The organism is Pseudomonas sp. TH07 (assembly GCF_016651285.1).
Classification (GTDB): domain Bacteria; phylum Pseudomonadota; class Gammaproteobacteria; order Pseudomonadales; family Pseudomonadaceae; genus Aquipseudomonas.
In genome coordinates this window covers 390,017-403,206 of the sequence record NZ_JAEKED010000001.1, presented here as the reverse complement: position 1 = coordinate 403,206, position 13,190 = coordinate 390,017, and the positions used below count along the sequence as shown (strand labels likewise).

Here is a 13,190-nt window from a genome sequence, read left to right as displayed (position 1 = left end):
ATAGAGGCCGCATCCTCGTTAAACGCCCCGACTGGTTCGGGGCGTTTTTTTTGCTCAAAAAAGACGTGGGGCGGCGCTCTGCATGAAGGCGAACCCCTAAGTAAATAAGGGTTATTCTCAGTTTTTTAAGATATTTCTCTCGAACAATCAGTGGTTGTCATTATGGATTTCAGATACATCCCGACATTCAGTTCGTAGTCTTTTTGTATGTATTTGTAGCAATAATCTTCAACAGGCGGCCTTTTACCGCTAGTCTGCGGACATCTGCAATGCCGACAACAGCACTTCAATAAGAGTTGGCTATGACTGACCTGTCCCGCATTCAAGGGCCTGCCGACGCGATGATTCCCGCGCTGGAGGGGCGCTTTTATCGACCACCCTTGCCCGACGGCCATATTCTGCGGCCGCGTTTGTGCGAGCGACTGAGTGCGGGCCTGAATGGGCGATTGCTGTTGGTCAGCGCACCGGCGGGTTTCGGTAAAAGCTCGCTGGCGGTGGAGTTCTGTCAGAGCCTGCCACCGCATTGGCAAAGCTTGTGGCTGGGGCTGAGCCGGCGCGACAACGACCCGGGCCGATTCCTCGAGCGTCTGCTCGAAGGCTTGCAGCTGTACTTTCCGCAGTTGGGCAGCCAGTCCCTGGGCCAGCTGAAAATGCGTCAGCGTCATCAACCCTTCGCCTTTGAAGAATGGCTCGACGGCTTGCTCGATGAATTGGCCGCTCACCTTTCCCTCAGCGCGCCGCTGTTGTTGGTCCTCGACGATTACCACTTGGCCCAGGGCCCAGTGCTGGATCGTTGCCTGCAGTTTTTCCTCAATCACCTGCCCGATGGTCTGTTGGTGCTGGTCACCAGCCGCCAGCGCCCGGACTGGCACCTGGCGCGCTTGCGCCTGTCACGACAACTGCTCGAGTTGCATGAGCAAGACCTGCGCCTGACCCATGATGAATCCCTGGCGCTGCTGGATCGCCACAGCAGCTCGCTGCGCGGTGAGGCGCTGGAGCGCCTAATCCAGCGCAGTGAGGGCTGGGTCGCCGGGTTGCGTTTCTGGCTGTTGGCAGCGTCCGAAGCGGGCAGCGACAGTACCCTGCCCAAGGGGCTGCACGGTGGGGAAGGGCTGATTCGCGACTATTTGCTGGAAGAAGTCATCGACTGCCTACCCGCCGAGGTCCAGGCGTTTCTGTATGACACCGCGCCCCAGGAGCGTTTCTGCAGCGAGTTGTGTGATGCGCTGCGTGAGTCCCATGACAGCGCGGAGATCCTGCGTTACCTGCAGGCGCATCAGGTATTCCTGGTGCCGCTGGATGAGCACGGCCACTGGTATCGCTACCACCATTTGTTTTCCGACTTACTGCGCAGCCGCCCCAGGACCAACGCGGTGCTGCCGGCCGCCAGCCTGCACTTGCGCGCCTGCCGCTGGTTCAACGCCCAGGGCCTGCTGGATGAGGCTGTGGAGCAGGCCTTGCGCGCCGGACACCTGGATGTGGCGGCGAACCTGGTGCAGAACCTTTCTGAAGAACAACTGCTGGCCGAGCAGAACGTCGGCATGTTGCTGCGGTGGAAGATGGACTTGCCGGACAGCCTGCTGGTCAGTACGCCGCGCCTGATCGTGCTCTACAGCTGGGCGCTGGGCCTGGCGTGCCAGTTGGATGCCGCGCAGGAGCTGGCGGAGAATTTGAGCCGCTTCCTGCCGGCGCCGTCTGCCACCGCTCAGAAGTCGATGCTGGCACAGTGGTTGGCGCTGAGCGGAATCATCGCCCGTGGCCGTGGTGATCGCGAATTGACCCTGGCCTATTGCACCGAAGCTCTGGAAAGCCTGCCGCACAAACGTTACGGGCAACGCTTGATGTGCCTGTCGACCCTGTCCAACCTGGCGATTGCCGATGCGGACTTGTGGCGGGCCCGGGGGCTCAACCGCGAGTCCCTGGAGCTGGCACAGCGGGTCGGTAACCCGCTGTTCGAGGCCTTGGCCCATTACGACCGGGCGCGGGTACTGCAGGCGCGGGGAGAGGTGCTGCGCGCGCTGGATGAGGTGCGCCAGGGGCAGCAGCGGCTGCTCGGGCTGTCGGCACGACGGCTGTACGCGGTGCGTGCCCGCCTGACGCTGTATGAAGGGTATTTGCTGACTCTGCGCGGGGAGCACCAGACGGGCATGGCGTGTTTGCGTGGCGGTCTGATTGAAGCGCGGGCCTGTCGTGATATCAGCGTACTGATCGGCCACTGCGTGATCGCTAATCAGGAAGGGCATAACGGCCGGTTCGCCGAGGCTTTTGCGGAACTGGCCGAGGCCGAACGCTTGATGCACATCTGGGATGTGCCGCCCATCTATTACCTGGCGATGATCACCCTGGTGAAGTGCGAACTCTGGTTGGCCCAGGGCCGAACCGACCTGGCCCAGGCCTGGCTGGCACGCCTGGGGCAGACCTATACCGGCGAGCAGGCCGCTGCACCGCCGGAGTTTCATCCCCAGCTACCGCTGCATATCGAGTTGCAGCAGGCGTTGCTGGACACCATCCAGGGCCAGCCGGCGCAGGCCGAAAAGCGTCTGGATGCCCTGATCGAACATGGGCGGCACACCGGCCGGCAATTATTGAACGTGATGGCGTTGAACCAGAAGATCGGCCTGTTACTTAGTCTGGGTCGTGAGCCTGAAGCCCGCCAGGCTTTTGCCCAGGCCCTGGAGTCGGCCGTGGGCGGAGCGTTGCAACCCTTTGAATGGCTGGTTCGCGAGCATCCGCAATGGATGCGCGAACAGCTGCTGCATGGGGGGCAGTCGCCGTTGCAGCAAGCCCTGCTTGAACGGTTACCGGCGCCAGTCAGTCGCGAGCCGGTCGAGCCTGTGACCCATCACACCGAGACCTTGAGCTCTCGAGAACTGGCGGTCCTGCAATTGATTGCCCAGGGCTGCTCGAACCAGGAAATCAGCGATCGGCTGTTTATCTCCCTGCACACGGTAAAAACCCACGCCAGTCATATCAACAGCAAACTCGGGGTAGAGCGCCGAACCCAGGCAGTGGCCAGGGCCCAGGAAATCGGTCTGCTCGGATAAAGCCTTGATTGCTGCCCCTGCTACGCCCTCTCGTTACCTGAAGCGGCAACCGAAACGGCAATCGACCTCTCGCCAGCGCTGGGGGAGCCTGATTGCCGGCGCCCTGAAAGTGCGCGGCGTCAGTCAGAAATTCAATCGCAAGAAACGTAGTTCTTGCGATTGAACCGGTAATTAAAGTGGCTGCGTACCGTTACAAAGGCGAAGATCGGCCCCCACCGATCTGCCCGAATGGATCAAGGAGGCACCCATGTCGTATGTCTACACCAGAATGAGCTCGCCCGTCGGCCAGTTGACCCTCATCGCCCGGGCCTCAAAGCTCTGCGCCATCCTGTGGGAGAACGAAAAACTCAACCGCGTGCGCCTGGGTCCGTTGCAGGAAATCCGCGACGAACCGGTGTTATTGGAAACGGAGCGTCAACTCAACGAATACTTCGCGGGCAATCGTGAGCAGTTCGAACTGGACCTGGACTTTGCCGGCACCCCCTTCCAATGCAAGGTCTGGCAAGCCCTGCTGACCATCCCTTTCGGTGAAACCCGCAGTTACAGCCAAATCGCCACCCAAGTCGGCAGCCCCAAGGCGGTTCGCGCTGTAGGCGCCGCCAATGGCAGGAACCCGATCTCGATCGTCGCCCCTTGCCACCGAGTGATAGGCGCCTCCGGCAGCCTGACCGGCTTTGCTGGAGGGCTCGAGGCCAAGCAGCTCCTGTTGACGCTGGAGGGGAGGGGGACGTTGCAGTTGGATTTTTGAGAGGGCACGGAGGAGGCGCTGACTGTCGCCTGTTGGAGTAGACGGCAGTCAGCGTTAGAGGCTTATCAGGCTTTGCGCCAAACGGTACGGTTGATGTAGTCCGTATAGCTAAGCACGACTCGCACCACCTGTTGCGATACAGGGCCGCCCTGATAGTCGGGAACCAGAGGGATCACACGCTGCTCGCGATCATGCTGGCTGGTAATCACCCGAACTGCTGCCAATACAGATGTTTTGTCGAGACCGCTCATAATCAGCGTCCCTTCATCCATCCCTTCTGGGCGCTCATGGGCATTACGCAAAGTAACGGCCGGCAGGTTGAGCAACGAGGCCTCCTCGGTAATGGTGCCGCTATCGGACAACACGCAGAAGGCCGACATTTGAAGCTTGATGTAGTCGAGCAGTCCAAAAGGCTTTACGAAGCGAATCAGCGGGTGATCCAAGGATTCACCCAGCGCCTCTAGACGTTTGCGGGTACGTGGGTGGGTTGACACGATCAGTGGGTGGCCATACTCGTCGGCCAGCGCTCGCAGGCTCGCCAACAAGTCACGCAGGTTTTCCGGGGTATCGACGTTCTCTTCACGGTGGGCACTGACAATAAAAAACTTGCCTTCTTCAAGGCCACTGCGTTCGAGCACATTGGATTGCAGGATCTTGGGCATGTAGTAGTCCAGGACCTCCTGCATGTGCGACCCGGTCTTGATGATAGTTTCCGGGCGGATACCCTCGGCAATCAGATAGCGCCGGGCGTGCTCGGTCAACACCATGTTGATATCGGACAGGTGATCCAGCACCTTGCGGTTGAGCTCTTCCGGAACGCGCTGATCGAAACAGCGGTTGCCTGCTTCCATGTGGAAGACAGGGATTTTTCGACGCTTGGCGGCAATTACCGCAAGGCAAGTATTGGTATCGCCATAGAGCAGCAGGGCGTCGGGCTTTTCCAGCTCGAAGACTTGATCCGCCTTGGCGATAACTTCTGCGATGGTCTGCGCGGCCGTTTCGCCCGCTGCGCCCAGGAAGTGATCCGGCTTGCGAATTTCCAGGTCGTCAAAAAACACCTGGTTGAGCTCGTAGTCGTAGTTCTGCCCGGAATGCACCAGGACGTGATTGACCTGTTTATCCATCTCGGCAATAACCCGGCTCATCTTGATCAGCTCTGGGCGTGTACCGACAAGGGTCATGACCTTAAGCATTTAGCTGTTCCTTGATGTAGTCGAGTTTAAGCAGTAACTGTTTGATACCCGGAACGTCCAGGCGCTCGGTGTTGTGTGATGTGTAGTCGTCGAGTTCGGAGATCTTCTCCTCACCTTCGACGAAGTACTTCTTGTAGTTCAGGTCGCGGTTATCGGCGGGGATGCGATAGTAGCGTCCCATGTCTTCGGCCTTGGCCATTTCCTCACGCGATACCAGCGACTCATAGAGCTTCTCGCCATGGCGGGTACCTATTACACGTACCGGGCTGGTCTTGGCAAACAGTTCCTTGAGCGCCTGAGCCAGTTCGCCAACAGTTGAGGCCGGTGCTTTCTGTACGAACAGATCACCCTGCTGGCCATGCTCGAAGGCATGAAGTACCAGATCGACCGAGTCCTCCAGCGACATCAGGAAACGCGTCATCTCTGGGTCCGTCACCGTGAGCGGCTCGCCTTTGCGTAGCTGATCGACGAACAGGGGGATAACTGAACCGCGGGATGCCATGACGTTGCCGTAGCGAGTGGCGCAAACCACCGTGCCGCCTTCCGGGATCATGCGAGACTTGGCGACCATCAGTTTTTCAGCCATGGCTTTTGAGATGCCCATGGCGTTGATCGGGTAAACAGCCTTATCGGTACTGAGGACCACCACCCGTTTGACGCCGCAGGCAATCGCCGCATTCAGAACGTTCTCAGTGCCATGCACATTGGTACGTACTGCTTCCATCGGGTAGAACTCGCAAGAAGGAACTTGCTTGAGAGCGGCCGCATGGAAAATGTAATCCACGCCCACCATGGCCTGCCTCAGGCTGTCGGGGTCACGGACATCACCGATGTAGAACTTGACCTTGTCATTCGCCAAGGCGATGCGCATGTCTTCCTGTTTTTTTTCGTCACGAGAGAAAATACGGATTTCACGCACATCGGAATTGAGAAAGCGCCGCAACACCGTATGACCAAATGAGCCGGTGCCACCGGTGATCATCAATACCTTGTCGTTGAACATAGAACCTTCCAAATCGTATACAACCCAGCAATGGGTCAGGAAAAATATCGGCAAAAGCCCAGTGCAAATAAGAGGTCGCTTCCCTTAATGGGTGGCATGCATTCGCGCGATCAGCTCAGGCCATGGCGCTGCGATGTACCCAGTAGCCTCGCGAAAACGATCGCCATTGAGCGAGCGGTCGATAACCAGAGCATCATCGGGTTTGATGTCGATCTGCTTGCCATACTCTTGAGCTACCAGTCGCAACAGCTCCAACTTGTTGATTGGGGCTGCGGCCACATGATACAGCCCACAGAGTTGCGGGTGTGGTAGAACGTAATCCTTGATCACTTGCGCCAGCTCTACCGTTGGCAAGCCCGAAAAGATGGCTCTGGAAAAGCCTTTGACGCTGCCTTGTTGCGATAGAAACCAGTCTACCAAGGAGTGGTTGGAACTCAGTTCGTGACCAATGATAGATGTGCGCAGGGTTATAGCATGGGCCAGATCATGCAGTTCGCCGATGTACTTGGACTTGCCATAAAGATCTTCTGCATCGGATGTCTGGGATTCAAGATACCCACCCTCACGGCCAGAAAATACGCAGTCTGTGCTGATCTGGACCAACCGCGCTCCTACCAAGTCACACAGGCGAGCAAGACGATGCGGCAACATTGCATTGATCGGAAGGGCCGTCAGAGGATCCTTGGCATCTGCCAATTGCTTGATCAGGCCAACGCAGTTGATGACGACTTGTGGACGTACTTTTGACAGCACTGCAGCCAATGCGTCCTGATCAAGTACATCAATACCTACAACCATTCGCGCTTGAGCGACCTGTGGGAAATGACGCAGCGCCGATGCGCTGCGTAACGTTCCCCAGACCTCATGGTGCCTATCTTCATTGAAGACATTAAAAACTGCATGACCCAACATGCCGGTGATACCCAGAACCAATACTTTCATTTCAAACTGCCTTCTTTTTGGGATCACGACCGAGTAACTCCACCAGATTGGCAACTTGGCGACTCATATCGAAATGCTCTTCGAAGTATGCACGCCCTGATTCGCCCATCGCAGTACGTTCGGTTGTCGTCATCTCTTTCAATCGACGGATATTAGCCACCAGAGACTCAACGTGCTCGGCCGGCGATGTTAGCCCTGCACCCGCCTCAAGCACGACTCGTGCGCCTTCCCCATTGATGCTGGCGATGATCGGGCGCCCGGCGGCGAGATAAGCCTGGATCTTACTGGGGACTGTCTGCGCGAAAATAGCCTCGTCATTGAGCGAGACCAGTAGAGCTGAAGCTCGCTCGAATATTGGCGACATGGCATCCATTGGAAAGCGTCCAGGTAAGATCAAATTTTCCAACTGATGTAAAAGGCGTTGTTGTTCAAGCCATTCCAGTCGGCTACCGCTCCCAATCAGAATTAAGCGTATCGACGGTTCGTTACGCAACTCAACTGCGGCTTGCACCAGCGTATCCAGGCTTTGTGCCGTTCCAAGATTACCCGCGAATACTACACAGAAGTAATTGGCGAATAGTTCATTCAGAGTCTCTGGAATAGATGCCGCCGGGAATGGACGTGAGTCGAACGAGTTGGGGTGGTATACAATTTTCTGCCGTGCGGCATAGCGGGTTACTGGATTGATGAATCCGCGCGATTGGACCAGTAACAGGTCGCAACAGCCGTAGATTCCTCTGACCATCCAACCAACCGCCTTCAGCACGTACCTATTTTTGATAAAACCGGTGGCGGCTAAACTTTCTGGCCACAGGTCTTGAATCCAAAGTACTAGCTTTGCTCCTTTTAACCACTTTAGCAAAACAGCCGGGATTGCTTGAGTGATAGGCGAGGGGGCAAATACTAAAATAGCGTCGAATGCGCGTTTACGTAGCAGCCAAGGAAATAACATCAAACCTGCAAAAGCGAAGGAAAAGTAATTGAGAATTAGGTTCTTTGCTCCCCCACGGCCTCGAGGCCATAAAGGTACTCGAACCACCTCAACAGTATCCAGATAGGTTTCACGCTGCGTTCCATTGGCGGTATACCCTCTGAATATCTGTCCGTCAGGGTAATTTGGTTTGCCCGTGGCAACCGTGACCTGATGACCTTGTTCAATTAGTTTGGCTACGATGTTATTAATGATAAAGCTTTCTGGAAAAAAATATTGACTTAAAATTAATATCCGCATGTTTAAATAGTGTCTGTGTCAAGAACAGAAAGGAATAGTTGTCTATTGGAATTTATCGCCGATTCATCTGTTAGCATTTGAACTGCTTTACCGTAGACCTTTGCGCGATTCATCTCCCTTTCTTTATTAGAAAGGGAAGCATAATCCTCTATTATGGAAACAAACGTAGACGGCGAATTTAGAGGAATGTCCCATCCTACTCCTTCCTTTCTGAGGTCGCGCCACGGTGTATTATCACTAAGTAAAACTGGAGTTCCAACACTGATTGACTCGGCAATGACATGCCCGTAATTTTCCCCTTTAGAAGGTAGGAAAAATAAATCATACCTTGAAAAAGTTGACTTTACATGCTCTGGAAAAACGTTGCCTTTATAAGAGGCTTTTATATTTCCTGGTAGAGATTTAATTATATGTTCGCACTCTTCCCAGTACGTTGAATCTTCCTGTGGTCCATATATATCAAATAAAATTTTGCTTTTTACATCCTTTAGCACTTCCAATGCATAATTGAGATTTTTCATTCGTGAAATTCGAGAAAGAAAAATTATATTTAAAGTGACAGAGTCTTTGGGTATGTCTGAGTTAGTATGCTTCATGGGTTCTAATTTTGCCGGCAAGTCAATTGCGATAATTGAGTTTTTCTCTCGAACCCATGGTAAAGCCCTTAAAATGTCTTCTTGCTCATAAATGCTAGAGGCCTGAAAATATAAACCTTTGTAAAGGAAAGACATTAGTTTTATAAAAAAAGCTTTTCGGAATTTCTTTATACTCAGGGCCGCTTTAGAAAATTCACCTCGTGGTGCCAAAATTACAGGTTTTCGACTTGATTTTATAAAGTAATTTCCTAGTAAGGGTTTAAAAGTAAATACAGGGTCGAAATAGCTATTAAGGTAAATGACGTCATGTGGAGTAGATGAAATGATATCCGCAAATTTGCAAACAGTACGGTGTTCTGGTCGCATGTAAAAAACATTAGTGTTGCCGACTTTCTGCCAGGTATCCATATTCACTGACGAATAGCGCTCGACATCACCTTGATCTCTATCGCTAGTGATAATCCAAAACTCTATGGAGTCGTCTAAATGTTCAGCCATATTGGCCAGAGTGCGTAAAGGCCCGCCTGCTTTATAGCCAGGTAAGTAGTATCCTACAAAAGTTAGAACTCTAATCTTACGTCCCGTATTTCCACTCATATAGTTTTCATACACCCCGAAACTGAAAAATATTCATGCATTGGCTAAGTTTATATGGTTGCCTAGCTTATGAGGGAGGCTCTCGTGTGTTCATTAATCAAGGTAGACATATAATGATTTAACCACTACCGGTTTTTTAAAAAGTTTGCGATGGCGGTTAAATGATTTTGTATAAAGTAAAGAAATATAATGCCAAGAATACAGAGTAAAAAATTAAAAAAGAACCTTGGGATATCTACTCCCATTTGAGAAAAGTTGGAGGCTACAAAGCCCCCCCAAAACGCGGTAAGCAACGGGTTGTGTAAAAATTTGTATACTAGGCGTTCGCTAACTAGGACTATAAGTGAGACGAAAGTCATTCCAGCAAATACAAATATGGATAACCCAGAGAAATAGAAGAAGGACATTGGGCCTGGAAGGCTGGCAAAGATAAATTTTGTTAGATCACTGTATCTATAATGAGATAAAGATATATTCTGGAAAAGAGAAATCTTGCCAATTTCACCTTTTTCTGTAATTGCCGAAATTAATAAAGAGATACTTTTCTCAGGGTGAGCAACAGTAGCCATTAGCCCCTCGATTCCAATCCATCGATCGACAGAAAATGCCGCAAGTTTAATGCTCAAACGCTTTACTAATTCGAAGCTATTTAGGTGGAGAGCAGTTAAGTCTGAAAAGGGTGCGGCAGAGTAGTAATAATCTCGAATGGCATTGACCAGTATGTAGGAAACTAACAAAATTGCAGTAAAAGAAAATATTAAAAATAACATCCATTTTAAATTAAAGTTATTGATCCGTTTGCGATTTACAAAAGCAAATGTGAGCAAGGGAACCGAATGAAATATATAAAGCCCTCTACTCAATAGTGATACGGAAGATACAGCTGCTTCGAACAAAACAAGATACAAAGCATTTTTGCTTTTTGGGCTAATCAATATCTCCCACCATAGCAATGTAACTGTCGCCATTGCAAAGCCAGTGGATAAAAGCCAAGAAAATATCGCATTAAGTGGCCATATTTTTGTTTTGGGAACTAAGCCGATTTGTTGGAATGAGAATATAATATTTAAAGTGGCGAAGGAGATTATGCAAATAATTAGTATGGCCCATAGTAGATGTTTTTTAGGCATGTACCAATCTGGGGCAGAGTACGTTGTATCTATCAGTTTAGTCTCGATTGGATTATTGAACATAAGCCCATAAAACACTCGTCCAGCTATAATTCCGATAGCTCCTACAGTGGCTACAAATAGCGTTTGATCCCACTCCCTAGGTGATCCTTTAAATAAGCCAATAGGTTCGACAAATGGATAGTTTAAAATCAAGTGGATTACTGTCTTCAGCCAAAAGCCTAGCCACATCACTATTGCGAAAAACATGTAACCATACGTTGTGTTTTTTTTAATTCCTGAAAATAAAAGAATCAGATATACAAAAGAGAAAACGGTAAATAATAAAATGCTTCCATTGTAATTTTGCACGCTTGTAAAAAAAAGAGCTGTACATATTAAAGTTAGAAGCCCGCCGTAAAGTGAAGGCTTTATTGGTTTTAATTTACAGAGGGATATCATAATTGCACTCAAAAATGGCAAGGGTAGACGGCCTCTTTAAAGTCAACGTAAAATGCACTAGTGGCTAACGCGATAGAATGAGGGCGTCTGTGCTAAGCACAGACTGCCTATTTAGTGAACTTTGGGTTCTGAATTATTAATGGAAGTTGACTTTGTGTATTATCATATTTCTTTTAAGCGTAGGAAAGCATCTGGAATAGGGTAATGATGGTTTCCAACGAAAAGACCAAACTTATCTATGTGTTCTGCATTTTTTAGAGACCCAAAAATTTCTGAATTAAAGTATTTTACTACCTCATTCTTTGCGAAATTACCGGCTACTATCGGGCGACATTCAAAACCTTGTTTCTTTAATTTTGCGACAAGAGTATTACGTGAAATAGTACTTTCGGGTCTTATGACTAAACTGAATCCAAACCAACTAGACTCGCCTATCTCGTGCTGGATAATAATGTCTGGATGGTTAGCCATCGCCTCTTGAAATAGCGCACCGTTCTTTCTTCTTTCAGAGATTAGAAATGGAAGGCGTTTAACTTGTTCAATACCTAGGGCTCCCTCCATTTCCAGTGGGCGGACGTTGTAGCCTGGTAAAACGAATCGAAAGGACTCTTCAAATGGATCATCACTTTTATCACTACATACCAAATTCTTTTTTGGTAGATCACGTGTCCAACCATGTGCGCGTAATGCGAGCAAAATTTGGTAAAGCTCTTCGTTGTCGGTGACAATTAATCCTCCTTCCATTGTTGAAATATGATGACTAAAAAAAGAACTAAAACTGCCCATAACTCCAAACGTACCTGTTTGTTTGCCGTTATAAGTAGCTCCCATGGATTCGCAGTTGTCTTCAATCAAAACAATATTACGGTCACCAACGATCTTCTTAATTCGTCCAAAATCATTTGGGTTACCAAGAAGGTTAACCGCCATTATTGCACGCGTTTTTTCTGTAACGGCTAACTCAAGTTGGTCTAAATCGTAATTTAAAGTTTGCAAATCAATATCGACAAATTTTATTTTTAGGCCATATTGATAAAGTGGATAATATGTTGTGCTCCATGACACTGCTGGGACAATGATTTCATCACCCCGTTCCAGCTTCAAGGTTGGGTCCTTACTGTAAAAAAGAGCTGCAACCATAAGTAAGTTTGCGGAAGAACCCGAATTTACCATCACGCAATATTTACTTCCTACATACTGTGAAAAGCTGCGTTCAAATAACTTAACATTTTCCCCCATGGTAAAGATCCCAGATGAGATCACGCGCTGCAACGCGTCAAGTTCTTCCTTTTCCCAAGAGGCCGTTGCTAACGGAAACTGGACACTCATTGCACGCGCTCCAAATAATAACTATATGTTTTTTGAATTCCCTGCTTTAGGCTATGCTGAGGGTTCCACCCCCAATGTTGCTGGCGACTAATATCAACTATTTTTCGCTTCATTCCTACAGGTTTAGTAAGATCATGTTCAAACTGCCCTTCGTATCCTAATACCTCTGCAGCTGCTTGATAGTATTCATTGATGGAGAAGTCATAGCCCAAACCAATATTCATACAATCGGGTAACATTTCAAATGTATTGACCGCGTGCACTATTGCATCAGCTAAGTCGCCACCATACATAAACTCACGCCTAGCTAAACCGTCCCCCCAAATACTGACGGTTTCTTCTCCCGAGACTTTTGCTTGATGGAGCTTATGAATGATAGCAGGCAGTAAATGAGAGTTTCGAGGATCAAATTTGTCAAAACGACCATAAATGTTACATGGTACTAACGTCTTATACTGGTAGGACTGATTCTCTCGCATTATATATTCACAGAGGCGAGCCGTTACTATTTTTGCTAGGGCATAGCCTTCATTTGTAGGCTCAAGCTCGCCTGTAAGTATTTGCTCCTCACGCAAAGGCTCCGAGTTTTCTCTCGGATACATACATGAACTGCCTAAGTTAATTAGTCGAGTTATTCCAGCTTGATGAGCTGCTGATATGAGGTTTTGGCCTATATCCAGATTTTCCAATAAAAAACTTACTGGTTCCCTTATATTAGCTTGTATTCCACCTACTTTACCTGCAGCGTGGATAATCATGTCAGGCTGGTGCTTGTTCAGGTAATTTTGAACAGCGTTTAAATCTCGCAAGTTTAATTCACAACTGCGGGGTGCAAGGACTTCATATTTTTTTAGGCCTGTGTGTTCGAGAATATTTTGCCCGACCATTCCACCGCCACCAGTTAATAATATTCGCATGTTACTCATACGAGGGGCC

10 protein-coding genes are annotated in these 13,190 nt (G+C 49.8%); 2 read left to right on the top strand and 8 right to left on the bottom strand.

Going from position 1 to position 13,190, the window contains the following annotated elements; translation table 11 throughout:
* The first annotated feature begins 302 nt into the window (after nucleotides 1-302).
* Together JFU57_RS01930 and JFU57_RS01925 are read left to right on the top strand one after the other, a co-directional pair.
* Nucleotides 303-3,044: a LuxR C-terminal-related transcriptional regulator gene (locus tag JFU57_RS01930; protein WP_201127868.1), complete on the top strand. Its 2,742-nt coding sequence runs from the start codon at nucleotides 303-305 to the stop codon at nucleotides 3,042-3,044.
* 247 nt (nucleotides 3,045-3,291) lie between these two features.
* On the top strand, nucleotides 3,292-3,792 hold the full coding sequence (locus tag JFU57_RS01925; protein WP_078472411.1) for a methylated-DNA--[protein]-cysteine S-methyltransferase: 501 nt from the start codon (nucleotides 3,292-3,294) through the stop codon (nucleotides 3,790-3,792).
* 65 nt (nucleotides 3,793-3,857) lie between these two features.
* Here the strand turns inward: JFU57_RS01925 and wecB are convergent, their stop codons facing one another.
* From wecB to JFU57_RS01885, 8 genes are all read right to left on the bottom strand, one after another.
* Nucleotides 3,858-4,985 carry a non-hydrolyzing UDP-N-acetylglucosamine 2-epimerase gene (wecB, locus tag JFU57_RS01920; protein WP_201127867.1) on the bottom strand — a complete coding sequence of 376 codons (1,128 nt, stop codon included), beginning with the start codon at nucleotides 4,983-4,985 and terminating at the stop codon, nucleotides 3,858-3,860.
* Complete coding sequence (locus JFU57_RS01915) at nucleotides 4,978-5,988, bottom strand: nucleoside-diphosphate sugar epimerase/dehydratase (RefSeq protein WP_020297592.1); 1,011 nt, start codon at nucleotides 5,986-5,988, stop codon at nucleotides 4,978-4,980. Before JFU57_RS01915 ends, wecB begins: the two co-directional genes overlap by 8 nt.
* 84 nt (nucleotides 5,989-6,072) lie before the next feature.
* A complete protein-coding gene (locus tag JFU57_RS01910; protein ID WP_201127866.1) occupies nucleotides 6,073-6,930 on the bottom strand; it encodes a dTDP-4-dehydrorhamnose reductase family protein in 858 nt (285 codons plus the stop codon).
* A gap of 1 nt (nucleotide 6,931) precedes the next feature.
* Nucleotides 6,932-8,161, bottom strand: a complete 1,230-nt coding sequence (locus JFU57_RS01905; RefSeq protein ID WP_201127864.1) for a glycosyltransferase family 4 protein — start codon at nucleotides 8,159-8,161, stop codon at nucleotides 6,932-6,934.
* A 2-nt stretch (nucleotides 8,162-8,163) separates the two neighbouring features.
* Nucleotides 8,164-9,354 carry a glycosyltransferase gene (locus tag JFU57_RS01900; RefSeq protein ID WP_201127862.1) on the bottom strand — a complete coding sequence of 397 codons (1,191 nt, stop codon included), beginning with the start codon at nucleotides 9,352-9,354 and terminating at the stop codon, nucleotides 8,164-8,166.
* 125 nt (nucleotides 9,355-9,479) lie between these two features.
* Nucleotides 9,480-10,946 carry a hypothetical protein gene (locus JFU57_RS01895; RefSeq protein WP_201127860.1) on the bottom strand — a complete coding sequence of 489 codons (1,467 nt, stop codon included), beginning with the start codon at nucleotides 10,944-10,946 and terminating at the stop codon, nucleotides 9,480-9,482.
* A 141-nt stretch (nucleotides 10,947-11,087) separates the two neighbouring features.
* Nucleotides 11,088-12,254 (bottom strand): DegT/DnrJ/EryC1/StrS family aminotransferase, encoded by a 1,167-nt coding sequence (locus JFU57_RS01890; RefSeq protein WP_201127858.1) that lies wholly within the window; start codon nucleotides 12,252-12,254, stop codon nucleotides 11,088-11,090.
* Nucleotides 12,251-13,180 (bottom strand): GDP-L-fucose synthase family protein, encoded by a 930-nt coding sequence (locus JFU57_RS01885; RefSeq protein WP_201127856.1) that lies wholly within the window; start codon nucleotides 13,178-13,180, stop codon nucleotides 12,251-12,253. Before JFU57_RS01885 ends, JFU57_RS01890 begins: the two co-directional genes overlap by 4 nt.
* Nucleotides 13,181-13,190: the final 10 nt, after the last annotated feature.

Bases quoted from the DNA above. Each gene is read 5' to 3' on its own strand.
- JFU57_RS01930 (WP_201127868.1), top strand. From the start codon at position 303: ATGACTGACCTGTCCCGCATTCAAGGGCCTGCCGACGCGATGATTCCC.
- JFU57_RS01910 (WP_201127866.1), bottom strand. From the start codon at position 6,930: ATGAAAGTATTGGTTCTGGGTATCACCGGCATGTTGGGTCATGCAGTT.
- JFU57_RS01905 (WP_201127864.1), bottom strand. From the start codon at position 8,161: ATGCGGATATTAATTTTAAGTCAATATTTTTTTCCAGAAAGCTTTATC.
- JFU57_RS01890 (WP_201127858.1), bottom strand. From the start codon at position 12,254: ATGAGTGTCCAGTTTCCGTTAGCAACGGCCTCTTGGGAAAAGGAAGAA.
- JFU57_RS01925 (WP_078472411.1), top strand. From the start codon at position 3,292: ATGTCGTATGTCTACACCAGAATGAGCTCGCCCGTCGGCCAGTTGACC.
- JFU57_RS01885 (WP_201127856.1), bottom strand. From the start codon at position 13,180: ATGAGTAACATGCGAATATTATTAACTGGTGGCGGTGGAATGGTCGGG.
- JFU57_RS01900 (WP_201127862.1), bottom strand. From the start codon at position 9,354: ATGAGTGGAAATACGGGACGTAAGATTAGAGTTCTAACTTTTGTAGGA.
- wecB (WP_201127867.1), bottom strand. From the start codon at position 4,985: ATGCTTAAGGTCATGACCCTTGTCGGTACACGCCCAGAGCTGATCAAG.
- JFU57_RS01915 (WP_020297592.1), bottom strand. From the start codon at position 5,988: ATGTTCAACGACAAGGTATTGATGATCACCGGTGGCACCGGCTCATTT.